This window comes from Nocardia sp. NPDC006044, from assembly GCF_042871115.1.
In the GTDB taxonomy this organism is placed as follows: Bacteria; Actinomycetota; Actinomycetes; order Mycobacteriales; family Mycobacteriaceae; genus Nocardia.
The window spans coordinates 1-22,208 of sequence record NZ_JBIAID010000006.1 but is presented as its reverse complement, the minus strand read 5'-3'; the positions used below and the strand labels follow the sequence as shown (position 1 = coordinate 22,208).

The window sequence follows — 22,208 nt, the reverse complement described above, 5'->3', positions numbered from 1 at the left end:
AGGTGACCGCCGCGGGCTCGTCGGATTCGACGGGCCCGGGGGCGGCCGGAGACATTCCCCCTATGTCGAGTGAACCTGGCACCGAGCCGGCCCAAAAGGCTCGTCCCGCCCATAGCAACCGGGCCGAGATCATCTTCCGGTCTCTGGCCACCGCTTCGGGCGCGACCATCGTCGCCGCTATCGCGCTGATCGCGTTGTTCCTGTTGATCCGCGCGGTGCCCTCGGTCATGGCGAACGAGGCCAACTTCTTCACCAGTTCCGAGTTCAAGACCGGCGATGCCGACCATCTGCGGTTCGGCATCAGGGACCTGTTCATGGTCACGGTGCTGAGCTCGGCGTTCGCGCTGGTCATCGCGGTCCCGATCGGTGTGGGGATCGCGCTGTTCCTGACCCACTACGCGCCGAAGGCCCTGTCGCGGTCGTTCGCGACGCTGACCGATCTGCTGGCCGCGGTGCCTTCGATCGTGTTCGGCCTGTGGGGGTTCCTGGTCCTCGCGCCGCATTTGAAGCCGGTGCAGCAGTTCCTCAACGACAACCTCGGCTGGTTGTTCCTGTTCTCCGACGGCAATGTGACCATCTCCGGCGGCGGCACGATCTTCACCGCCGGCGTGGTGCTGGCGGTCATGATCCTGCCGATCATCACGTCGGTCTCGCGTGAGGTGTTCGCGCTGACGCCGCCCGCGCACATCGAGGCGGCGCATGCGCTCGGCGCGACGAAGTGGGAGATGGTGCGGATGACCGTGCTGCCCTACGGCCGCAGCGGTGTGATCGCAGGCTCCATGCTGGGGCTCGGGCGCGCCCTCGGTGAGACCATCGCGGTCCTGGTCGTGCTGAAGACCTCCGCGCAGGCGGGCGGCTGGTCGCTGTTCGACGGCGGTTACACCTTCGCCTCCCGGATCGCCGCCTCGGCGTCGGAATTCAGTTCACCGCTGCCCACGGGTGCCTACATCGCCGCCGGTTTCGTGTTGTTCGCGCTGACCTTCGTCGTCAACGCCCTGGCACGGCTCGCGGCAGGCGGAAGGGTTAACGGATGACCAGCACAACGCTCGACCAGCCGATCAAGGCGCCGACCTTCCGTGACGTGAGCTTCGGCCGCAAGATTCGCAACAACATCGCGACCGTGGTGGTGTGGCTCTGCTTCGCCATCGCCCTGGTGCCACTGGCCTGGGTGCTGTTCACGGTGATCAGCAACGGCATCGAAGCGGTCGCGTCGCTGGACTGGTGGCAGAAGTCGCAGAAGGGCATCCTGCCCGAGCAGACCGGTGGCGGCGTCTACCACGCCATCTACGGCACCATCGTGCAGTCCGCGGTGGCCGCGGTGATCGCGGTGCCGATCGGCGTCATGGCCGCGGTCTACCTGGTGGAGTACGGCCGGGGCAGGCTGGCCAAGGTGACCACCTTCATGGTCGACATCCTCGCGGGCGTGCCGTCCATCGTCGCGGCGCTGTTCATCTTCGCGCTGTGGATCGCCACCCTCGGCTTTCCGCAAAGCGCTCTGGCGGTGTCGTTGGCAATGGTGCTGCTGATGTTGCCGGTCGTTGTGCGCAGCACCGAGGAAATGCTGAAGCTGGTCCCGGACGAACTGCGCGAGGCCTCCTACGCGCTCGGCATTCCCAAGTGGAAGACCATCGTCCGGATCGTCGTGCCCACTGCGCTGCCGGGCATGATCAGCGGCATCCTGCTGGCGCTGGCCCGGGTGATGGGCGAGACCGCGCCGGTGCTGGTGCTCGTCGGCTACAGCAAGTCGATCAACACCAACCTCTTCGACGGCAACATGGCCTCGCTCCCGCTGCTGATCTACCAGGAGCTGGCGAACCCGGAGGCCGCCGGTCGCGAACGCGTGTGGGGTGCGGCCCTGACGCTGATCCTGCTCATCGCGCTGCTGTACGCGGCGGCCGCGGTCGTCAACAAGCTGCTCACGCGGAATCGATAGGAAACTCAGATGGCCAAGCGGATCGACGTCAAAGACCTGAACATCTTCTACGCAAAGTTCCACGCGGTCGCCGACGTGGACCTGACCGTGCTGCCGCGCAGTGTCACCGCCTTCATCGGCCCGTCGGGTTGCGGTAAGTCCACCGTGCTGCGCTCGCTCAACCGCATGCACGAGGTGACGCCGAACGCCCGCGTCGAGGGCGCGGTGCTGCTCGACGGCGAGGACATCTACGGCTCGCAGGTCGACCCGGTGGGCGTGCGCCGCACCATCGGCATGGTGTTCCAGCGCCCGAACCCGTTCCCCACCATGTCGATTCGGGACAACGTGGTGGCCGGGCTGAAGCTACAGGGCGTGCGCAACAAGAAGGAGCTCGACGAGGTCGCCGAGCGTTCGCTGCGCGGCGCGAACCTCTGGAACGAGGTGAAGGACCGCCTGGACAAGCCGGGTGGTGGCCTGTCCGGCGGTCAGCAGCAGCGACTGTGCATCGCCCGCGCGATCGCGGTGTCGCCGGACGTGCTGCTGATGGACGAGCCCTGTTCGGCCCTGGACCCGATCTCCACGCTGGCGATCGAGGACCTGATCACCGAGCTGAAGAAGGAATTCACCATCGTCATCGTCACCCACAACATGCAGCAGGCCGCCCGCGTGAGTGACCAGACCGGCTTCTTCAACCTGGAGGCCCAGGGCAAGCCCGGCCGCCTGGTCGAGATCGACGACACCGAGAAGATCTTCTCCAACCCCGGCAAGAAGGCGACCGAGGACTACATCTCCGGCCGCTTCGGCTAGTCCGCGCTGCCGACGAAAAAGCCCCGGTGCCAGACCCTTCGGTCGGGCACCGGGGCTTTTCTATCTGCCCGTTTCGATGTACCGAGCTTTCCGTGACCATCGCGGGACGGCCCGCCGATTGGCCGATCTCGTCGGCAGTCGTCGAGAAAAGCCTGGGCGCGGTTGACTATTGCTGGGTTGGTTCGGGTTCGGCCGTTTGGATCACATAGTTGTTCGGGCGATGCTCGCGCTCGGATTCGTTGCCGCGGGTCGGTGAGGGGAGGCCGAAGAGGCTGCTGCTCGCGGGGGATGTCGGGGCAGGGTTCCCGGTGTAGGTGGCGGTGTTGTTCGGCGCGGGGGCCTGCTCGGCCGATTGGGTGTGCGTGTTGGCCTGTGGCGTTTGTGGTTGTCCGGCCTGAGTGTTGGCCGGTGGTGGCTGCGGCTGTCCGGCTTGGGTATTGGCCGGCGGGTTTTGTGGTTGTCCGGTTTGAGTGTTGGCCAGCGGGGTTTGTGGCTTGTCGGTGGTGCCGGGGTGGGCGCTGTCCGGAGTGCCTGGTGCGCTGGGCTTCTGCGGTTCGGCGGGGGTGTTGTCGACGGCGTGATCGACGCTGGTGATTATTTTGTCCGCGGCACTGGCGAACTTCTCGGCTGCGTTGCCGCCCGCGTCGATGAGGTTCTTGCCTGCCTCGCCGCCGGCCTTGATGATGTCGTCCCAATTGTCGTCGAGCTTGGCGATCGAGTCGATCAAGGTGGGCACGCTGCCGGTGATCCCGCCGACCGTGCTGATCAGGTTGATGACGTTCGTCGGTGTCCAGGAATTCGGATCGTTGGCCGAACCGGACCCAACCTTGGTGGTGTCGGTATTGGCGGGTTGCTTGTTCTCGGTTTTGGCGGGTTGTTCTTTGTTCTCGGTTTTGGCGGGCTGTTCTTTGTTCTCGGTCTTGGCCGGTTGTTCCTTGTTCTCGGTCTTGGCCGGAGCCGCCGCACTCGGATCGCCGGCCTTTTCGTCCGCGACACTCTTCGGACTGCCCGCCACGGGCACCTGCTGGTCCTTCGCCTTTTCCTGAGTCGCCGCGGGAACCGTGTTCGCCGGCTGGTCGGCGCTGATCTCCTGCGCGGTGAGCGTCGACTTCGGCGAGCCGGTGACCGTGTCGATCGGATCGCCCTCGCCGAGCGCCGAGCTTTGGGTCTGCACCGCGGTGTTCGCCTGCTCGATGGCGGTGACGATGCCGGCCTGGGTGCCGACCATCTCGTTGAGCGCGGTGGTGATCGCCGTCTGATGGGTGTGCAGGTCTTCCTCGCTGGAGCCGTCACCCGACGCGGTGACCTGCCAATCGTCGGAGACCTTGAATCCGGCGGTGGTGGCCTCGGTGACCTTGTCCAGCAACGACTGCCGGTATCCGGTGAGCGTATTGCCGCCGTTGATCAGGGCATTGGCGAGTTCGGTCGTCTCCTGTGCCATCTTGTTGGCAGTGTCGCGGTCACCGGCTATCCGGTCGTAGGCCGCGTAATAGGCGTCGCCGCTCCAATGCGAGCCGGCGTCCCTGATCTGGGTGACCGTCTGGTCGATCAGCGTGCCGAACTCGGTATTGCGTGTCTTGATTTCCTCGCCGGCCTCGTTGAGTTTCCAAGGCTGCCATTGGTTTTGGACCTGGCTGAGGGTGGGGGTCTGGTCGCCGCTCTTCATTGCCCGCCGCCCAGCTTCTTCAGGCTGGCCTGGAAGTCGGTGTCCGTCACCTCGTAGTTGGCGGCGCCGCCCTTGGCGATATTGGATATTGCCTTGCCGCGCTGTGCCATTCGCAGCCAACCGGCCTCGATGGTCGCGCCGGCCGTGGTGCAGGCGTCGGTCACGGTGGAGCCGGGCAGCGCGGCGCTCAGCGCGTTGACGGTCGTGCTCACCTTCAGCGCGGCGATCTCGCCACTGATCTTGTCCATCGACGCGGCCAATGCGCGCAGCTCGGTAGGATCGACCTTCATTCCGCCCCCTCTGCCGAAACTCCCATAACGGCATCCGCGTAGCGAGTCATCCACCGCTCAGCTACCCGGCCAATCTTTCATCCCCGGCCCGCGAGACGTCAAGCCCCGCAACGTCGAACTGCCTGCCATCTTATGCGGACGGCAGGCAGTTCCGGACTATGACTCGGAGTCCGGATCCGGCGGCAACACGCCCGTAACCAAGAAGATGACCCGGCGGCCGATCTCCACGGCATGGTCGGCGAAGCGCTCGTAGTAGCGGCCGAGCAAAGTGACATCGACGGCCGCGGCGACGCCGTACTTCCAGTCGCGGTCCATCAGCAGCGTGAACAGGTGGCGATGCAGATCGTCCATCGCCTCGTCGTCCTCGTTGAGCTGCGCGGCGCGCTCCGGGTCGCGGGTCTCGAGCACCTCTTTGGCGCCCGCGCCCATGTTGACCGCGATGCGGCCCATCTCGGCGAAGTAGCCGTTGACCGCCTCGGGCAGCGCGTGGTTGGGGTGGCGCCGACGGGCCACCTTGGCCACGTGCAGCGCGAGCGCGCCCATCCGGTTGACGTCGGCCACGATCTGGATCGCGCTCACCACCTGCCGGAGGTCACCCGCGACCGGCGCCTGCAGCGCGAGCAGGGCGAACGCCCGTTCCTCGGCATCCTGGATCAGCTCGGCGATCCGGTCGGACTCGGTGATCACCTGCTCCGCCAGAGCGAGGTCGGCCTGGAGCAGCGACTGGGTGGCACGGTCCATGGCCGAGCCGGCCAGTCCGGCCATCTCGCCCAGGAGGTGGGCGAGATCGGCCATTTGCTCGTTGTAGATGACACGCATAAAACCAGACATTAGTTCCCAGGGCTGACCAAGTCACCAACGGAGGGTGAATGACCGGTGTTGAACGGTAGCGCCGGTGTTGCCGCAGGTCCGGTCCCCGCTACTTGCAGGTCTCGTCGGCCGCGTTGACGTGCTCCAGATCCGACGGCAGGGTGACCGGCGTCGCAGGGGCCATCGAGGGCACGTTAGAGATCGGGTCGCCGACCGGCGTCGGCGTGCGCACCGTGCCGTTGAAGTCGCCGCCGATGACCACCTCGACAATGCCGCCGAGATCGCTGGCCGACTCCATCAGCGCGCCGGGGATCGCGCTGGCCACCGTGGCCGCCGCGGCCTCCTGCCCGGCCCCGTACCGGACCTTCGAGGTGACCTCGCTGCCGCCGGAGTAGTTGCCGATGTTGAAGATGCCGAAACCCTGGTTGCCGAGCTTGGTCGCGGCCCGCTGGGCCAGGCCCGAGGTGCCGGAACCGTTGGACACCAGCAGCGACACCGTGCTCGGGTCGACGGCGGTCAGCTTGGGCGGGGTCGCCGGCGCGGACGGGATCGAACCGGGGGCCGGGGTGATCTTCTTCTCGCCGGGCAGCGGCTGATCGTCGCGGATCGCCTTGAAGATCGCCTTGATGTCCTGCTCGCGCGGGATCTCGTTGCCGTAGGAGGTGGTGCCCGCGGTCGGGATGGTCAGGAAGGTGACCGTGCCCGCGTCCAGTTTCTGCAGCGAGCGGCCGAGGGTGAGCAGGTCCTGGGGGGTGACCCGGTCGACCGAGGTGTGATTGGTGAACGCGTTGATGAAGCCGTTCAGCTTGCCGGGATCGAAGAGCACCTTGCTGGAGAGCGCGCCGCGCAGCAGCGAGGCCATGAAGCGTTGCTGCCGGTTGATCCGGTCGTAGTCGCTGCGCTCTTCGCCGTAGACATGCCGGGCGCGCACGTAGTTCAGCGCGGTCGAGCCGTTGACCTTCTGCTTGCCCGGGGTCTCCAGCACGGTGCCGAGGATCTCGTCGTTGATCGGCTTCGGCGAGCACACCTCGACGCCGCCGATCTGATCGACCATGGCCTCGAAGCCGGCGAAGTCGACCGCGATGAAGTGATTGATCGCGCTGCCGGTCATCCGCTGGATCGTGGTGAACAGGCACTTGGGCCCGCCGAGCGCGTAGACCGCGTTGAGCTTGTCGCCGATGGCCGACGGGAAGGTCTCGGCGGTGTACTGGGCCTTGTCGTTGTCCCAGCCGTTGCACTGCGGCCGGGTGACGTCGAGGTCGCGCGGGAACGAGACGACCACGACCCGTGAGCGATTCTTCGGAATGTTCACCAGCATCACGGTGTCCGCCCGGGAACCCTCGGCGTCGTCGAGCGTGCCCGCGCCGACCTGGCTGTTCACCCCCGCGCGGGTGTCGGTTCCGACGAGCAGATAGTTCTCGTCACCGAGCTGTGCGTCCGAGTCGACCACGTCGTCGCTGTTGTCGTCGATCGCCGAGATCTGGGTGAAGTTGTTGCCGGTGGAGCGCAGGTAGCTCCAGCCGCCGCCGGTGACGAGCAGGCACAGCACCGCGAACATGGTCAGGGCGCTGCGGCCGGCCAGGCGCAGCCGCTTGTTGCGGCGCTGCTTGCTGGCGGCCAGCCGGGACAGCGGCGCGGCGCCGACCGACTTGGGTTGCGCGGCACCGGATTCGTCGTTGGTGGGCCAGTCCGTCTGCTTGCGCTTGGCCCGGGTGGTCTCGGCCAGCGGCGGCAGGATGTCGGTGACCTCTTCGGCCGTCTCCTGCTTCGCCCTGGCGGCCGCCGGGGCGGATTTGCGGCCGTCCTCGCCGCGCCGGTTGGGCGTGCGGGCCGGGGGTGCGCCCGCGATGTCCTGGACGACCGGTGAGCCCGCGGTGCGGGTCGGGGATTCGGCGGGCCGCCGGGGCGGTTGCTCGGGTGGGCGTCCCGCGGCGGGCTGGCGACGGGTCGGCTCGCTCTGGCGCCGGGCGGGCTGGTCCGGCTGGCGCGGTGGATCTTGACGGCGCGCCGGTTCGGCCGGGCGACGCTGTGTGGATTCCGCCTGGTGTCGCTGTGTGGATTCCGCCGGGCGGCGTGGGGTCGATTCCGCCGGGCGGCGTGGGGTCGGCTCGGCGGGGCGCGCGTCGGGTCCGGCGGGTGCGGCCTGGCGCGGGCCGCGACTCGGCGCCGCACCGGTTTCCGGCGGCTGGGCGGCGCGCCGGCCGCGTCGGCCGGAACGCTCGTTGTCGACCTTCTGGACCAGATCCTGCACGGTCAGCGGGGCGGAGCCCGCGTCGGCGGTGGCGTCGGTATGCCGGGATCGCCGGGACGACCGGGAGCCGTCTCGGTCGTTGTCCTCCGTGGGATAGCGCTCCCACGGGGCGCGATCTCCGGGCCGTGGCGAACGCCCGTGCCGATCGTCACCCACCAACGAACCTCGCTTTTCGTCTACGTCGCCGCCTCGGGCCGTACTCGACCGGCTTGACCGATTCCGCAATGATAACGATTCCGCCACGGCGAGCCACCTGAGTGCGAAATCGAATTTGCCACACGGTGGTCTGGATACCCGAACCGGCGTCGCTTCGCCGGGGTGTCAGCCGTGCGCTATCGTCCGGTTCTCAGCCGCCACTGTGCATTACGTCGGCGGCGTGCGGTACGGCCGGGTCCTGCGGGTCGTCCAGCCAGCCGTGCGGCAGCGCGACTTTGCCTGGGGAGCCTTGTCTTCCGCGCGGACCCTCGGCGTCCCTGGGGAACGGCGCGGTCGGATCCAGCTGTCCGACAAGGTCTTCCAGCTCGGTGAGCCGCGACACCGTGGCGAACGCGCGGCGCAGTTCGGCGCCGACCGGGAAGCCCATCAGGTACCAGGCCATGTGCTTGCGTAAGTCACGCATGGCCTTGTCCTCGCCGAAATGCTCGGACAGCAGCGCACCGTGCCGGTACAGCACCTCGCCGACCTTGCCGAGGTTCGGCGGCGTGGGCAGCGCCTCCCCACGCAGCGCCGCCTGGAGCTCGGCGAACAGCCACGGGCGGCCGAGGCAGCCGCGGCCGACCACGACACCGTCGCAGCCGGTCTCGTCCATCATCCGGACCGCGTCGGCGGCGGAGAAGATATCGCCGTTGCCGAGCACCGGGATCGTGGTGACGGCATCCTTGAGCCGCGCGATCGCCGACCAGTCGGCCTGGCCGGAGTAGCGCTGGGCCGCGGTCCTGGCATGCAGCGCGACCGCTTGCGCCCCTTCGGCTTCCGCGATCCGCCCGGCGTCGAGATAGGTCAGGTGTTCGTCGTCGATGCCGATGCGGAACTTCACCGTCACCGGGACGCCCGCCGGTTCGGCGGCGGCCACCATGGCGCGCACGATCTGGCTGAACAGCGCCCGCTTGTACGGCAGCGCGGCGCCGCCGCCGAGCTTGGTGACCTTGGGCACCGGGCAGCCGAAGTTCATGTCGATGTGATCGGCCCAGCCCTCGCCGACGATGATCCGCACCGCCTCGCCGAGGGTGGCCGGGTCTACGCCGTAGAGCTGCATCGAGCGCGGCGACTCGTCCGCGTCGAACGCCATCATGTCCAGGGTCTTCTCGTTGCGCTCGACCACCGCCCGCGCGGTGATCATCTCGCAGACATAGATGGAGGTGGGGCTACCGAACTCGCGGCACAGCTTGCGGAACGCCAGATTCGTGATGCCCGCCATCGGCGCGAGCACCACCGCCGGATCGACCGGATACGGCCCGATCCGCAGCGCACTCTTCGCCCCGGTAGTCATCGTCACGCCGTCCAGTCTCTCATTTCCGCACGTAAGCGGCCTGTGCGGCCCCGGAACGGCCTGCTGGGACGCGAAAGTTATCGCGGCAGCGGGTATCTATTGACCGCGCAGCCGACGGTGATACCGCTCCCGGATTTCCGGATCGGGCTGCGCGTAAGCCGTTGTCGCCCCGGTGAATCGCGCGACCGCGAGTTGCGCGCGGTACGGCAGCAGCTGCGCGGTCTTGATGATCGCGGCCAGCCTGCGCGGCACCGTCACCATCGGCTTGCCCGTGACCACCGTCCGCACGATGGCCTGCGCGACATCCTCGGGATCGACGGTCGTCATCGGCTCGATCCAGCCCGGCATGTTCGCGCCGGCCGACAGCTCGGTGCGCACGATGCCCGGCAGCACGGCGGAGACCCGCACTCCGTGTTCCTTCAGTTCCAGATGCAGCGCCGAGGTGAAGCCGACCACCGCGTGCTTGGTCGCGCAGTAGGTGGCCAGCCCCGGAAACCCTTGGGTGCCTGCCAGAGACGCGATATTGATCAGATGCCCGCTGCCGCCCGCGAGGAACCGCTCGGTAGCCAGCCGCGACCCGGTGATCACCCCGCGCAGGTTGATGTCGACGATCCGGTCGGTCATCGCCTCCTCCTCGTCCGCGAACAACCCGGTCGGCATGATGCCGGCGTTGTTGACCAGGACATCCAGCGGCCCGAGGTGCTGTTCGAGCGCGTCCAGGAACGCGGCGAACGACTCGCGGTCGGTCACGTTCAGCGGCAGTCCGATGATCGTCGCGTCCGGGTCCGCGCCGAGTTCGACGGCAGTCTTGGCGACCAGCTCTACATCGATGTCTCCGATCGCGACCGCGGCGCCCGCGCCGAGGAACGCCTCCGCGGTGGCCCGGCCGATCCCGCGCGCGCCGCCGGTGATGGCGACGACCTTCCCGGTCAGTGGGGCGTCGCCATTGGGTGCACTGGTCATGTTCTCGGCCTTCCTGATTCGGCCGCCGAGACCGACCGGCCCCGAACGGCCGACCGGCGCGGCGCGATACCTCCAGTGTCGGCGTTGCGCGCGGGATCGCCGGCGGATTCGGCAATCACATGTAGTGCGCGATGATCGTGCTGTGTATCGGCCCCGGAGCCGAACACCTGTGCCGAATCCGATGACCGCAGCGCTTGCCCGCGGCGATATCGCCGATCGAATCGCGGCCGCAGCACGTCGAACAGATATCGGCCGAATACGCGGTCGGCCATCGCGACACCGAACTCGCAGGACATCAATGGTCGCGTGAACTGGGTAACGTCGAATACCGCTCCGCAGTTGACGAACATGGCGACATCGGCAAGGCGAATGTGTTCGTGAATGTGAACAGCGGTACCGCACAGAATCCTATTGCGGGGAGCACCACGTTTGAAGGTTTATTGCGTCGAAGTTTCGATCTTCGACGCAATAAACCTCAAAAGTAGGTAATTGCTGGGTACGGCGTTAGCCGGACATACGCGAGCCGCCGCCCGGGGCTCCGGACGGCGGCTCGTAGTCTATCGGGATGTGCGGTCAGCTCGCGGTGCTGCTCGCCATCTGGCGGTCGGCCTTGGCGGCCTCGCGGGCGAGCATGCGGTCGCGCTGCTCCTCGAACTTCAGCACGTCCTTGCCGAGCTTGTCGAGGTAGGCGGCGAGCCGCTCGCGGCAGGCCTCGCCGCGGCCGGTGAAGTCGTTGCGCTCGAAGATGTTCCACTTCTTGAGCACCGGCTGCACCACCTCTTCCATGTGCTGGCGCAGGTCGTAGATGCCGTGCTTGGCCATCAGCACGCCGTTGCGGCGGAAGTTGGGCATGCCCGCGCCGGGCATCTGGAAGTTCTCCAGGATCAGCGTGATGGCCTCGATCGCCTGGTCCGGAGACAGGTCGAGCGCGGCGGCGCACATGTTGCGGTAGAAGATCATGTGCAGGTTCTCGTCCGCGGCGACGCGCTGGAGCATGCGGTCGGCGATCGGGTCGTCACAGACCTTGCCGGTGTTGCGGTGGCTGACGCGGGTGGCCAGCTCCTGGAACGTCACGTACGCGACCGAGTGCAGGAAGCCGGCGTCGGCCTCGGTCGGCGACGCGAAACCGTTGGTCATGTGGATCATCCGCGCCTCTTCGAGGGCGACCGGGTCGACGCCGCGGGTGACCACCAGGTAGTCCCGCATCACGATGCCGTGCCGGTTCTCCTCGGCGGTCCAGCGGCCCACCCAGGTGCCCCAGGCGCCGTCCTGGGAGAAGTTCTCGGCGATCTCGCGGTGGTACGAGGGGAGGTTGTCCTCGGTCAGCAGGTTGGTGACCATGGCGGCCTTCGCGACCTCGCTCAACCGGGACTGCTCAGGATCCCAGTCGATACCCCCGAGTGCGGCGAAATTGCGGCCTTCATCCCACGGGACGTAGTCGTGCGGATGCCATTCCTTTGCCAAGGAGAGGTGCCGGTTGACGTTTTCTGCGGCAACCGGCTCCAACTCCGTAAGAAGCTCGAGTTGAGTCAGATCCCTTGCCATGTATGAACCCTTCAGTCTGTGCGTCCGGTCGAGCAGGTCATCCCCCCAAGGTAGACCGATGTCGTGCGGCCATACCTTACGGCACCGTAGGTGTGATGCGAAACGCATCCGAATGCCTGTTGATACCCCGTGATGCACGTCATACGCCGTCGTTGGCGTTCGGCGACCACAGTCGAGTGTATGGCTTCGGCCCGCAGCGAGGGGACTATCGCTACGGGCCGCGGAGTGTTAGCACCGGCGTGCTGCACTGCACAGAGTGCTTGGGAGTCGCGAATGCGCGAGGCCGCACAGAGCGCTTGCGAGTCGCGAATGCGCGAGGCCGCGCACGCCGGCGCGAATTGCCCGGTGTGCTCAGCTCAGCGTTTTCCGCCGAAGAGGCCGCCGAGCACGTTGCCCAGCGCGCTACCGGCGTTCTTGGCCAGGGCTTCGCCGATCGCGCCGCCGATGCCACCGCTCTTGCTGCTGCCGCCGAGCAGGCCGCCGAGGATGTCGCCGATGCCGCCGTTGCCGGCCGACTGGGTCTGCGGCGCCGCGTTGCCGCCGCCACCGGTCATCTGCTTGGCCAGGTAGGCGAGCACGATCGGGGCGAGGATCGGCATCAGCTTGGCGATCAGGTCGTTGCCGCCGGTGCCCTCGGTCGCGCCGAGGGTGCTGATCACCGTGTTCTTCTCCTGGCCGAAGACGTTCTCGACGATCTTCGAGCCGTCGGCTACGTCGACCTTGTCGATGTCGACCTGGCCCTCGCCTTCGACCAGGTCGCCGTGGTTGTCCAGGGCGCCGACCAGTGAGGCCGCGCCTTCCGGCTGGGTCGCGTTCGCCTGCAGCCCGCCGAGTAGGGTGGGCAGCGCGGCTTTGACCGCGTTGGTCGCGGTGCTCTCGTCGACGCCGAGCTTCGCGGCGATCTGGCCGATCGGCACCTGGGAGAGCAAATCATCGAAGGAAGTCATCAGCTCCGCCTTGTCGAGGGATGACCGGGATTGCCCGTGTCGCGCTCACAGTAGGGGAATGCCCGGTGGGAGTGTGGTGTTTCGAACCCGCGCGCCGTCGACAGCCCAGCTGAAACGAGAGCGGGCGCCCGGTAGACCGGGCGCCCGACGAGTGCCCCCAGTAGGGCTCGAACCTACGACCTGCGGATTAAAAGTCCGTAGCTCTACCAACTGAGCTATAGGGGCGCGGTGGGCCAGTGTAGTGGGCGCCGCGCGCTGGCCCAAATGGGGGAGCGGCGCGAGTCGCGGGCCGGCCGCGGCCCGGATCGCAGGGGTCGGCGAGTAGTGGCAATCTGACGCCGAGACTTGTTGTCGCGCCTGGTAACGCGGGATGTGTGGCCCGCGATCTTGCCGGTAAACATTTGGTACCCAACTTTGTTCATTGCGCCGAGAATTGGCTACCATCCAATCATGTTGGCTAGCAATGTCTTTGGATTTGCGGGGGTGAGGGGTCTGAGCTCGGGCGTGCATGGGGGTGGGGTGAGCGGGCGGGCTGCCCGCGATGGCCGGCGTTCCGGTCGGCCGGTCTCCTCGGGTGAACGTTGCTGGGACGCTGTCGAATTGGGGGAACGAGCACAGAGGGAAGCTTGGTTGCTTGATGTTTGCTGTAACAGTAAACCGAACCCGTCAGTTACCTGACTCGTCGGTTTGCCGCGTGTCGGAAGGGGATTCCGGGTACGGTGACGACTTGATGAATTCCGTAAGAATCGTCTACTCGTCCGGTGATTCGGAATTCGGCTTATCGTTGATGTGCCCGAACGTGTCGCGAACGGTCCGGCCGATCGTGACTTCCCTGGAGACAACGCCGCAGGAGGCAGATCCGAGACGAAGAAATACCCGGGTGCGCACCCCCTGCGGCGCACCCGGGCAGGAAAACTATACCAGCTGGTGTGTTTCAGGTTTTTCGCAAGTTTTCGTACCGAAAGTTTGAAACTGGGCGAAAACCCGGTTTGAAGTATTGATAAAACTCATAACTTCGCGCCAAGGGCCTGTTCCTTTGGGGGTGGCTGTTTGGCGGCGAGTAGGCTTCGGAGGCGTTTCGAGCATGGCACGGCAGCAAGAGCGGGCCCGCCGGACACGTGCGGCGATTATCAGGTCCGCCGCCGTTGAGTTCGGGAAGAGCGGCTATGCCGCTGCATCGCTCAACCGCATATTGGAAGGGTCGCGTGCCACCAAGGGCGCCATGTACTTCCATTTCGATTCCAAGGAAGATCTCGCGCGCGCCGTACTGGAGACGGCGGTCGAACGCTATCGCGCATCGGCCGAGCGTTGGCTCGGCCGAACGGATCTCGGACCACTGGACGTCATGCACGGCATGATCGACGAGATGGCATTGCGGCTCGAGCACGACATCATCGTGCAGGCCGAATACCGGTTGATCATCGAACCCGACTTCTATCGGGACGTGCAGACCGGCGGCGGGCGAATACTCGGGCGCGCCGTCCGCGCGCTCGCGGTCCGGTCCATCGACCAGGGGCAGTTGCGCGCCGACGCGGACGCGGACCGGTTCACCCGCACGCTGACCGCCGCGCTGGCCGGCCAGCGCTACATGGTCGACGCGCACGGCACCGGCATCGATCTGCGCGCGCGCTTCGAGGAGGCGCTCGAGGTGGTCATCGAGTCCATGTCCACCTCCGAGTGGGCGGAGAAGTTCCGCAACGACGGCTGGCGCACCCACGCCCGCCTCGAAGAGCTCAGTTTGGGACTCTGAACAGCCGATTTGGGAATCGAGTCCGGTCTGTCATAAGCTAACCGGGCTCCCAACGGAAAGCCGTTGAAGCCGGTTCCGGAGAAATCCGGAGGCGAGCCCCCTTCGTCTAGCGGCCTAGGACGCCGCCCTTTCAAGGCGGTAGCGCGGGTTCGAATCCCGTAGGGGGTACGGTCTTCGGACCGTTGGTAGTATGCAAGGCCCTGTGGCGCAGTTGGTTAGCGCGCCGCCCTGTCACGGCGGAGGTCGCGGGTTCGAGTCCCGTCAGGGTCGCAAGTGAGGCGCCGGAGCAATCCGGCGTTTCGCGTATGGCATTCAACTCGGGTGCCTGCGGCCAGGTAGCTCAGTTGGTACGAGCGTCCGCCTGAAAAGCGGAAGGTCGCCGGTTCGATCCCGGCCCTGGCCACCAAATCCCCTCGACATAACACCAGGTCGGGGGGATTTTTCATGTCCATACCCAGCAGGGGCATATCGCAGTCCTTGACCGTGGTTGACCGCCGGATACCCTGACTTAGGGCACGTGGGAGGCACGGCCTTTCCGGGCGACTTCACCTCCCCCTGCTTCCTCATACTGGCCATCCCTGAGCGGAGGGAGGTCGTGTCAAGGGCGCTCTTTCCCTTGACTCGGCCGAGTGAGGTCAGACACTTGGGCCATGAGGAGGCAGGGATTCACGCGACCCGTCGCCATCACCTCACCGCGGCTTGCATCCCGTCTCGCCTCGATCGACCTGGACCACAGCCAGTCACCCCGTACGGCGCCGGCCGATTCGTGATCGGCTGCGGAGGTAGGTCGGGGACGGCTCCGTCGTGCTCAGCACTACTCGGATATGCCCAAAGCGACCAATGAGCACCATGGAGCTGACCTTGTGGGCGCAACCGCGCCCGCCGACGAACTCGACGCGCCGGTGCGACGCCCCATCAGAACCGGTGCGCGTCGAGCGCGGCGGCGGGCGCGGTAGCGCCCGCCGTAGGCGCTCCTTGATCCTCAATGGCGGAATTCGGCAACAACTGTCGTAGTTGGCGCGCGAACCGTGGATGACGTGACCCGTAGCGGGCCGACCCAGCATGAGCCGACGCGTAGCGGGCCGACCCGTAGTGGTCGTCCGATGGCTTTCGCCGGAATCGACTGCGTTCCAACAGTTCCGGCCGGATGGCTGACGTAGGGTGGTGCCACCTCTTTCCGAGGGGCGATGGACATGGTCCACACATCGCGCCCAGGGAGGAGGTGGTGGGTTTGGCGAAACATCGCCGGAAAAAGCAAGAGACTCCGGTCGATTACGGCACCATCGTGGTGGTAGCTGCCGTGATCGCCGGAGCGCTCGTGCTGGTCCGCTGGAAGCGGGCTAAGTAACCCATCTGGTGGGGCGTCGCGCCAACGACGTCCCACCGCCCAGCATCACTTGCGTGATGTCCTCAACATTACCTTCACTATATAGGTTTTGTAAGTTGCGTATCGTGTCGCACCTACGCGCAGTCGATCGCGTCGCGGACAAGGGTGCGCGCCGCGCCCTCAATGTCGGAATTCGACAACAACACGCGGAAGTGGTTTGCGCCAGCGAGAATCGAGTACATGACTGGGCTCTCGTTGACGACTGAGCGACGGACGGAACTGGCAGCACTGCTGGACGACGAGCAGCGGCTTAAGCAGGAGTATCCGAAGGTCGCGGAGTACTTGGACACGGCACCGATGCTGCCGGGAACGGACGACCCGCACGCCGATTCAGCGTTTGATCTGAGGTTCGTGCACTACATGACGGGCGGCTCGTCGGAGTCCGGGAATCCGTACTGGGACATCGTTGCGCCCTCGGTTGGCGAGGATGCCGGGCGGCGGGTAGTCAACGGCGGCAGGCAGAAGGGCAGTGCTCGACTGGCGTTCGCGCAGACGATCCTGCAAGCGGTCTACGCCTACGCGGTGCCATCGCCGGAGACCGTGCGTTGGATTGCGGAGTTCAGTGCGGCCCGAAAGGTGCTGGAGTTGGGTGCTGGGCGTGGCTACTGGGCGGCACAACTGGCTGCGTCCGGCGTCGAGGTCGCCGCGTTCGATGTCGAGCCGCCGGACAGCACGGCGAATGTGTCGTTCCCCGGTGCGGCTGGACAGCTGGATGTGTGGCATCCGGTCGGAAGCACGGCGGACTTCAACTCAGCGCTCGACGGCGAATCCGTGCTGTTCCTGTGCTGGCCTCCGGGGTGGGGTGACCCGATGGCATCGACAGCGCTGGCAGAGTTCGAGCGCCAGGGCGGCAGCCGCCTGGTCTTCATCGGTGAGCCGAAGGGCGGGAAGACCGGTGATGATGCCTTCTTCGATCGACTTACAGAGGGCTGGGAGCTGGAATCGCAAGACAAACAACATGTGTCGTGGTGGAACTTGGGAGACATCGCCCAAGCGTGGACCCTACGAACGTAACGGTTCGCCCTGACCTGGTCGGCATTGCTGAATGGCCGACCAGGCACAGGGTCGTCAGGCCTGAGGGTTGAGCGTCATCCGGAACACGAAGGCGTCGTAGCGATCTCTCGGATACGACACATCGGAGATCATGAGGACACGACCCCCGCGGCTGAGGAAACGCTGGTGGACTGCCTTCACCAGTTCGCCTGAGGGAGTGCCCAGCCATTCGGCGTGTGCGACGGTCGGCGGACGATCAGCAACGGTTTCCTCCAGAACGTCAGCGGTAGCAATGTCCACGCCTGGCAGCTGGTAGGTGTCGGAGATGGAAATCGGCCGGCCACCTTCGGTCGCTCGGGTCACGACGTAGTTCACTTCGTCACCTGCGGGAATCTTGAGCGCCTTCGCGACTTCGGCTGTTGCTCCAACCTGCGACGAATCGCGCTCGATCACCACTTCGTCGCTGGATTCATTGCCGAAGGTGACCTCAGGGTCTTCCATCTGCCGTTCGGGCGAAACCCGGACAAGCGTCGGGCGGTCAGCTACGAACGTGCCTCGCCGTTCGACCGTATAGACGAGCCCTTGGCGCAGGAGCAAATCCACCACACGGCGGATCACAATCTCAGAGACGTTGTGCCGCTTGGCCATCTCGGAGTAGCTCCGTAGTTGCGTCCCGGGCGAGAGAACACCGCTGCGGATGTCCCGCGCGATCTCGCCTGCGATGGACACATAGGCCGGTTCTGCCATGGGCTCAGTCCCTCTCGAGGTGGGTTACTCGTTGCTGACAACGATGTTCAGTATACGCAGCTGCGTATACGCAACGATCACAGTACGCGACAAATTGCGCGCCAAACCTCCACGTCAAGCCCTATTTGCAGGTCTGTGTATACGCAGGCCTTGTGTGTATACGCAGTTGCGGATACGCTGTTGTGTATACGCAGCACTCGGACTGCTAGACAAGGAGAAATCTCATGGCTTTGAAGGATGTGTGGTTTACGCCGGAGTTCCGCGAGGCGTTCCCCAGGGGCTTGTTCCTGCTGGGTGAGATCTCGCCGGTGACTGAGTTCAATAGTGATCGCAACGCGCCGAAGATCCAGAAGCAGGAGTTGGACGAGGACGGTAACGGGACTGGTCGGCGGTTGTGGAAGGGCACGGTGACCGATCCGGATGCGGCCAACGCGCGCAATGCCAGCTATGACGTGATTTTCGCGTCGCCTGTGCAGCCGGTGCCTGCGGTGGCCGAGATCGTGCCGGGTATGACGCCGATCGAGCTGGAGGGCTTGCAGATCAAGCCGAAGGTCGTCGGTACGGGTGAGTTCAAGTCGATCGGCTGGACGATCCGGGCGTCGGGGATCAAGGGCGATACCTCGGGTGCGAAGCGGGCTCCGAACGATCCGGGTGCGTCCCGGCCGACCGGTAAGGCAGCCTGATGCCTGCCTGGTGGGCTGATCCGCGGCTTGTGATGATGGTGTCGGACGCGGTCGTGCAGGTGCTGGGCCAGTCGGACTGCGAGTGTGTCGGTCGCTACGCGTCGGTGGCGTGGTTCGAGCCTGAGCCCAGTGCGGTCAGCTGGCCTTCGCACGGCAAGGCGGCGTGATGAGGGCGGCGGATCAGTCGGCGGGGATGCGTTGGGCGCGCTGGTCCGCCGTGGTCATCATCGTGGTCATCGGGGCGGCTGCGTTCGTGCTCAGCTTCGCTGCGTTGCGTGATCTGGCGATTCTTGCCAACACTCCGAAGCGGTGGGCGTGGCTGTTCCCGGTGATCGTGGACGGCACCATCATCCAAGCGACCATTTCCGCGCTGGTGCTGGCGAAATCGCCGGAACGGAAATGGTTCCTGTGGGTCCTCGGTACCGGTGCCCTGGTCTCGATCGCAGGCAACTCGCTGCACGCGGTCGCGGCCGGCCGAATCCTCCCGTGGTGGGCCTCAGCCCTGGTCGCGGCAATCGCCCCGATTTCCCTGCTGGTCGACACACATGGACTGGCGATGTTGTTCCGTGCCGCACAACACGATTCGATCCCTGCGCCGGTCGCTGAGCCGGTGAGCGTTCCGGCCTCGGTAGAGGCTCCTGCTCGGCCTGCTCCTCGTCGTCGTGCGGTGTCTGGCCGTCGTGATCCGGCCACCGTGGCGCAGGCGGTCGCGATGCGTGCGAAGGGCAAGACGTATGCCGAAATCGGTAGGACGCTTGGTATTTCGCCTCGCACAGCGTCGAACTACGCGCCTTCACCCGCACCTGCCACCGCAACGGCCAAGCCTCGTCCGCTGACCCCGGCCGCTGCTGTTCCGGTGGCGTCGGTGCAACCCATTCATTCCTCGCGACCGGTGCAGCAGTTGCTGCCGATCGCTGTCCCTGTTGGGGGTAACTGACATGTCTTTCATGAGTCTGCTCACGAGTTCTGCCGATGGTGTGGAGGTCGGCTATCGCGCGACCAGCCCGTATCCCTACGGCGACTCGATGATTCCGGCTTCGGTGGATATCACGCTGACCGGTCCGGGCAGTTCCCGGCTGAATCTGTCGATTGCTGATGCCCGGTCGGTGCTGGCGGGCCTGCCGGTGGTACTGGCCGAACATGCTGCGGCCGAAGGCGATCCGGAGATGGCGGCGGCGTTGGTGATGATGGCGCGGCATCTGCGCTCGCTCAACGATATCGCCGCGGCTGATGTGAAGGCGGTCGCGTGATGACTGCCTCGACCAATCGTGTTGTGCACCCGCCGTTGCTGGCTGTCGTGCTGGGTGCGGGTGGGGTCGCGGTCATGGCCACAGCGGTGCTGCTGACCCACGACCGCACCCCGGCCCCCGCCCCTGCCCCTGCTCCTGCTGTGGTTTCGGTTCCGGCTGCGGTGTCCTCGCGGACGAGTGCCCGACCGGATGGGTGCGTCATGTTCTGTGATGACAAGCCGCTGTCGTCGTTCCGTGACGCGAACTGCGCGGATGGGCCGCCGCTGATCGGGTTCACGCTGTGGACCTGCGAGCACGTCACTGTCCCGGCGCCGGAGGGGAAGCGGTGATGAGTACTCCGATCGTCGGCGGTTTGCGTCACGTGAAATATGTTGCGGCGTCGCCGTTTCAGCCGGTCGAGTCTGCGGCTCGGATGTCGTTCCTCGTGGGCGGCACCGAGATCCGGTTGACGATCGAGGACGCGCGCATTCTGTCGGAGGTGCTGCCGAACGTGCTCGCGGAGCATTCGGTGTCGCTGTCGTTCGCACCGTTGCGGGGGTTGCTGTGATGCCGGACAACGAGATGGTGCAGGCCGAGAACTATTGGGTCTCGCGGGATCCTGGGTGCCGGGTGGCGTTCCAGGTCATGGGCACTGGGGTGAAGGGTCACGGCAGCACGGCTGTGCGGTATGTGCCTCAGGGTGCGTGCCAGTACACGGCCGAGGGCGAGTACGAGGGGTTGGTGTGGCTGACTCTGGGCGGGCATCACGGTGCCGGCCGAATGCCGCTGCTGATCATGAGCGTGGACGCGGCCGAGGAACTTGCGGGGCTGTTGACGGCGGCGGTGCGTGATGGCCGTATCGCCGAAGGGGCAGCGCTGGAACCGATTCCGCATCGCGATATCACCTGTGATCCGTGTGGCTGCTCGGAGTGTGATGCCGCGCTGGTGGCGCTGCTCGAGGTTGAGCTGGGTGATCGGTGATGTCACTGTCTGAACTCGCCCTCGCTGCTGGTGGCGCGATGCTGGGTACGGGTGGGCTGGTGTGGCTGCGGTCCCTCGGTGCCGGTGTCCGCCCGATCACCGCGGCTGATTTCGCCAGGGTGGCTCCGGCCGAATTGCGTACCGCTGTCACGATTTTGGCTGATCCGCACCAAACCAACATGATGCTCGCCGCCCTGGACCTGGGCTCCGTTGATACCGGCTTCCCGTACGTGGACGGCTGGGACTACGACGCGCACGGCCTCTACGCGGATGTGGTGATGCTGGGCGGTCAGAAGCTCAAGGACTGGAACAACGAAGACGTGTGCGCCCAGTTCGCGACTTACCTCGGCGTGCGTGAGGTGACAGTGTCGTCACCCGCGCCGTCCTGGGTTCGTCTTCAGGTGAGGGTGTTCGACACTCTCGCTGCTCCGGCAACGACGCCGGTCGCGGTCGCCGATGATGTCGACCTGGAGGCGGTCCCGGTCGGGATCACCGAAGACGGGGAGATCTGGACGATACCGGTGCCGGGCCACCACATCCTGATGGCTGGACGCACCGGGTCGGGCAAGTCCGGTGTCCTGCAAGCCCTGATCCACGGTATCGGTCCTGCTATTGCGTCGGGTCGGGTGGATCTGCGGGTGATCGACCCCAAGGGCGGTATGGAGCTGGGATTCCTGGAACCGCTGTGTACCCGCTTCGAGTGCACGATGCCGGAATCGATGATCGCGATGCTGGAAGAGACCGTGACCGACATGCAGGAGGCTGCACGCCGGTATCGGGGCAAGACCCGCAAACCCGTTCCCACAGTGGAGAATCCGCTCACGATCATCATCATCGATGAGGCTGCGACATTGTCGGCGTTCACCGATCCGCAGCTACGGCAGCGGTTCGAGCGTGCTCACGGGTTGCTGCTGTCGCAGGGTCGTGCTCCGTTGTTCTCGGTCATCGAAACCGTGATCGATCCGTCGAAAGACACGGTCCCGCAACGGCAGTTGTTCCCGTATCGGATCGGGCTCGGAATGGATGAGCCGACTCAGGTCGCGATGATCCACGGTGCCTCAGCAAGGGATCGGGGTTCGCGCTGCGACGAGATCCCCACCACGACACCGGGTGTCTGCTACGTCCAGGAGGACGGCAAAGCCGGTGTCACTCGTGCTCGGGCTTACCTGGTCACCGACGAGGATATCGACGCCATCGTGGCCGCCTACGCCCCGAGCAAGGTCGCTACCGCCCCGCAAGGCGATTACAGCGACTTCGACCCCGACGACCTCGGAGACGGAGAGGCGGCGGCATGACCAGCATGGCAGATATTCCGGCTAACCCGGTGGTGAGCCTGCGCGTGTGCGGCCCGGCGACCTACGTCAACGAGCTGCTGGCGCTGCTTCGCGAACTCGGGTTCGACCTGGAAACCAGCGGCACCTACCCGGCCCGGCACACCACCCGCGACGTGCGCGTGTACGCCTCGATCACCCCGCGGCTGCTGCGCCCCCTGCGCTGGCTCCCTACCGACTCCGAAGGGCGGTGAGCTGCGATGAAGCGAGGGTTCGTGACCGAAGCTCACGTGGTCGTCTACTGCGACATGTGCGGGGACGTCTACACCGAAAACACCGGCGAATCCATCTGTTTCGACACCGTGGCGCAGGCCGTGGACTACATCCAAGCTCGCGCGGCCGGCGTCGGCTGGATCTATGACGGTGACCGGATCTGGTGCGACGGCTGCATCGCCGCCGACCACTGCGACCGCACCGGCCAGCACCA

The 22,208-nt window shown here is 65.9% G+C and carries 24 protein-coding genes and 4 tRNA genes; 18 read left to right on the top strand and 10 right to left on the bottom strand.

Features of this window, described 5'->3' with window-relative positions:
* The first annotated feature begins 62 nt into the window (after positions 1-62).
* Genes pstC through pstB form a run of 3 tightly spaced genes read left to right on the top strand, consistent with a single transcriptional unit; the run spans position 63 to position 2,719 of the window.
* A complete protein-coding gene (gene pstC, locus ACFYO1_RS39360) occupies positions 63-1,034 on the top strand; it encodes a phosphate ABC transporter permease subunit PstC (RefSeq protein WP_387243265.1) in 972 nt (323 codons plus the stop codon).
* A complete protein-coding gene (gene pstA, locus ACFYO1_RS39355) occupies positions 1,031-1,933 on the top strand; it encodes a phosphate ABC transporter permease PstA (protein WP_387243262.1) in 903 nt (300 codons plus the stop codon). Before pstC ends, pstA begins: the two co-directional genes overlap by 4 nt.
* Positions 1,934-1,942: 9 nt before the next feature.
* Positions 1,943-2,719 (top strand): phosphate ABC transporter ATP-binding protein PstB, encoded by a 777-nt coding sequence (gene pstB, locus ACFYO1_RS39350; RefSeq protein ID WP_387243259.1) that lies wholly within the window; start codon positions 1,943-1,945, stop codon positions 2,717-2,719.
* A 166-nt stretch (positions 2,720-2,885) separates the two neighbouring features.
* Here pstB and ACFYO1_RS39345 read toward each other — a convergent pair whose 3' ends face one another.
* The 6 genes from ACFYO1_RS39345 to ACFYO1_RS39320 all read right to left on the bottom strand — a co-directional run bounded on the left by ACFYO1_RS39345 (position 2,886) and on the right by ACFYO1_RS39320 (position 10,188).
* Complete coding sequence (locus tag ACFYO1_RS39345; protein ID WP_387243256.1) at positions 2,886-4,385, bottom strand: hypothetical protein; 1,500 nt, start codon at positions 4,383-4,385, stop codon at positions 2,886-2,888.
* Entirely contained in the window at positions 4,382-4,675 is a 294-nt protein-coding gene (locus tag ACFYO1_RS39340) for a type VII secretion target (protein WP_387243253.1), read from the bottom strand. Before ACFYO1_RS39340 ends, ACFYO1_RS39345 begins: the two co-directional genes overlap by 4 nt.
* A gap of 156 nt (positions 4,676-4,831) precedes the next feature.
* Entirely contained in the window at positions 4,832-5,494 is a 663-nt protein-coding gene (phoU, locus tag ACFYO1_RS39335; RefSeq protein ID WP_387243251.1) for a phosphate signaling complex protein PhoU, read from the bottom strand.
* Positions 5,495-5,594: 100 nt separating this feature from the next.
* Positions 5,595-7,892: an LCP family protein gene (locus tag ACFYO1_RS39330; RefSeq protein WP_387243250.1), complete on the bottom strand. Its 2,298-nt coding sequence runs from the start codon at positions 7,890-7,892 to the stop codon at positions 5,595-5,597.
* Positions 7,893-8,082: 190 nt separating this feature from the next.
* On the bottom strand, positions 8,083-9,225 hold the full coding sequence (gene dusB, locus ACFYO1_RS39325) for a tRNA dihydrouridine synthase DusB (protein ID WP_387244082.1): 1,143 nt from the start codon (positions 9,223-9,225) through the stop codon (positions 8,083-8,085).
* A gap of 96 nt (positions 9,226-9,321) precedes the next feature.
* Positions 9,322-10,188, bottom strand: coding sequence for an SDR family oxidoreductase (locus ACFYO1_RS39320; protein WP_387243247.1), 867 nt, complete (start codon positions 10,186-10,188; stop codon positions 9,322-9,324).
* Between the two features lie 194 nt (positions 10,189-10,382).
* On the opposite strand from ACFYO1_RS39320, the gene ACFYO1_RS39315 reads away from it, so the two are divergent.
* A complete protein-coding gene (locus tag ACFYO1_RS39315) occupies positions 10,383-10,673 on the top strand; it encodes a hypothetical protein (RefSeq protein WP_387243244.1) in 291 nt (96 codons plus the stop codon).
* Positions 10,674-10,761: 88 nt separating this feature from the next.
* Here the strand turns inward: ACFYO1_RS39315 and ACFYO1_RS39310 are convergent, their stop codons facing one another.
* The 3 genes from ACFYO1_RS39310 to ACFYO1_RS39300 form a co-directional block, all read right to left on the bottom strand.
* A complete protein-coding gene (locus tag ACFYO1_RS39310; RefSeq protein WP_378723030.1) occupies positions 10,762-11,733 on the bottom strand; it encodes an acyl-ACP desaturase in 972 nt (323 codons plus the stop codon).
* Positions 11,734-12,089: 356 nt separating this feature from the next.
* Complete coding sequence (locus ACFYO1_RS39305; RefSeq protein WP_387243241.1) at positions 12,090-12,680, bottom strand: DUF937 domain-containing protein; 591 nt, start codon at positions 12,678-12,680, stop codon at positions 12,090-12,092.
* Between the two features lie 152 nt (positions 12,681-12,832).
* Positions 12,833-12,905 (bottom strand) — tRNA-Lys (locus ACFYO1_RS39300).
* A gap of 859 nt (positions 12,906-13,764) precedes the next feature.
* Between ACFYO1_RS39300 and ACFYO1_RS39295 the strand changes: the two genes are divergently transcribed.
* The 5 genes from ACFYO1_RS39295 (at position 13,765) to ACFYO1_RS39275 (ending at position 16,831) form a co-directional block, all read left to right on the top strand.
* Positions 13,765-14,430: a TetR family transcriptional regulator gene (locus ACFYO1_RS39295; RefSeq protein WP_387243238.1), complete on the top strand. Its 666-nt coding sequence runs from the start codon at positions 13,765-13,767 to the stop codon at positions 14,428-14,430.
* 95 nt (positions 14,431-14,525) lie between these two features.
* Positions 14,526-14,598 (top strand) — tRNA-Glu (locus ACFYO1_RS39290).
* Positions 14,599-14,626: 28 nt separating this feature from the next.
* Positions 14,627-14,700: transfer RNA gene (locus tag ACFYO1_RS39285), tRNA-Asp, on the top strand.
* Between the two features lie 59 nt (positions 14,701-14,759).
* Positions 14,760-14,836, top strand: a tRNA-Phe gene (locus tag ACFYO1_RS39280).
* Positions 14,837-15,997: 1,161 nt separating this feature from the next.
* Positions 15,998-16,831, top strand: coding sequence for a hypothetical protein (locus tag ACFYO1_RS39275; protein ID WP_387243235.1), 834 nt, complete (start codon positions 15,998-16,000; stop codon positions 16,829-16,831).
* Between the two features lie 54 nt (positions 16,832-16,885).
* On the opposite strand, the gene ACFYO1_RS39270 is transcribed toward ACFYO1_RS39275, so the two are convergent.
* Positions 16,886-17,557: a GntR family transcriptional regulator gene (locus ACFYO1_RS39270; RefSeq protein ID WP_387243232.1), complete on the bottom strand. Its 672-nt coding sequence runs from the start codon at positions 17,555-17,557 to the stop codon at positions 16,886-16,888.
* A 224-nt stretch (positions 17,558-17,781) separates the two neighbouring features.
* On the opposite strand from ACFYO1_RS39270, the gene ACFYO1_RS39265 reads away from it, so the two are divergent.
* From ACFYO1_RS39265 to ACFYO1_RS39225, 9 genes are all read left to right on the top strand, one after another.
* Entirely contained in the window at positions 17,782-18,240 is a 459-nt protein-coding gene (locus tag ACFYO1_RS39265) for a hypothetical protein (RefSeq protein ID WP_387243229.1), read from the top strand.
* A 166-nt stretch (positions 18,241-18,406) separates the two neighbouring features.
* Positions 18,407-19,177, top strand: a complete 771-nt coding sequence (locus ACFYO1_RS39260; protein ID WP_387243226.1) for a DUF2637 domain-containing protein — start codon at positions 18,407-18,409, stop codon at positions 19,175-19,177.
* A 10-nt stretch (positions 19,178-19,187) separates the two neighbouring features.
* On the top strand, positions 19,188-19,490 hold the full coding sequence (locus tag ACFYO1_RS39255) for a hypothetical protein (protein ID WP_387243223.1): 303 nt from the start codon (positions 19,188-19,190) through the stop codon (positions 19,488-19,490).
* Positions 19,490-19,819 (top strand): hypothetical protein, encoded by a 330-nt coding sequence (locus ACFYO1_RS39250; RefSeq protein ID WP_387243220.1) that lies wholly within the window; start codon positions 19,490-19,492, stop codon positions 19,817-19,819. The genes ACFYO1_RS39255 and ACFYO1_RS39250 overlap by 1 nt, the downstream gene beginning before the upstream one ends.
* Positions 19,819-20,037, top strand: a complete 219-nt coding sequence (locus ACFYO1_RS39245; RefSeq protein WP_387243217.1) for a hypothetical protein — start codon at positions 19,819-19,821, stop codon at positions 20,035-20,037. The genes ACFYO1_RS39250 and ACFYO1_RS39245 overlap by 1 nt, the downstream gene beginning before the upstream one ends.
* Positions 20,037-20,450 carry a hypothetical protein gene (locus ACFYO1_RS39240; protein ID WP_387243214.1) on the top strand — a complete coding sequence of 138 codons (414 nt, stop codon included), beginning with the start codon at positions 20,037-20,039 and terminating at the stop codon, positions 20,448-20,450. The genes ACFYO1_RS39245 and ACFYO1_RS39240 overlap by 1 nt, the downstream gene beginning before the upstream one ends.
* A complete protein-coding gene (locus tag ACFYO1_RS39235; RefSeq protein WP_387243211.1) occupies positions 20,450-21,745 on the top strand; it encodes an FtsK/SpoIIIE domain-containing protein in 1,296 nt (431 codons plus the stop codon). Before ACFYO1_RS39240 ends, ACFYO1_RS39235 begins: the two co-directional genes overlap by 1 nt.
* Positions 21,742-21,975, top strand: a complete 234-nt coding sequence (locus ACFYO1_RS39230; RefSeq protein WP_387243208.1) for a hypothetical protein — start codon at positions 21,742-21,744, stop codon at positions 21,973-21,975. Before ACFYO1_RS39235 ends, ACFYO1_RS39230 begins: the two co-directional genes overlap by 4 nt.
* 21 nt (positions 21,976-21,996) lie before the next feature.
* Positions 21,997-22,208 (top strand): hypothetical protein (locus tag ACFYO1_RS39225; RefSeq protein WP_387243205.1); only part of this gene is annotated, 212 nt, incomplete at its 3' end.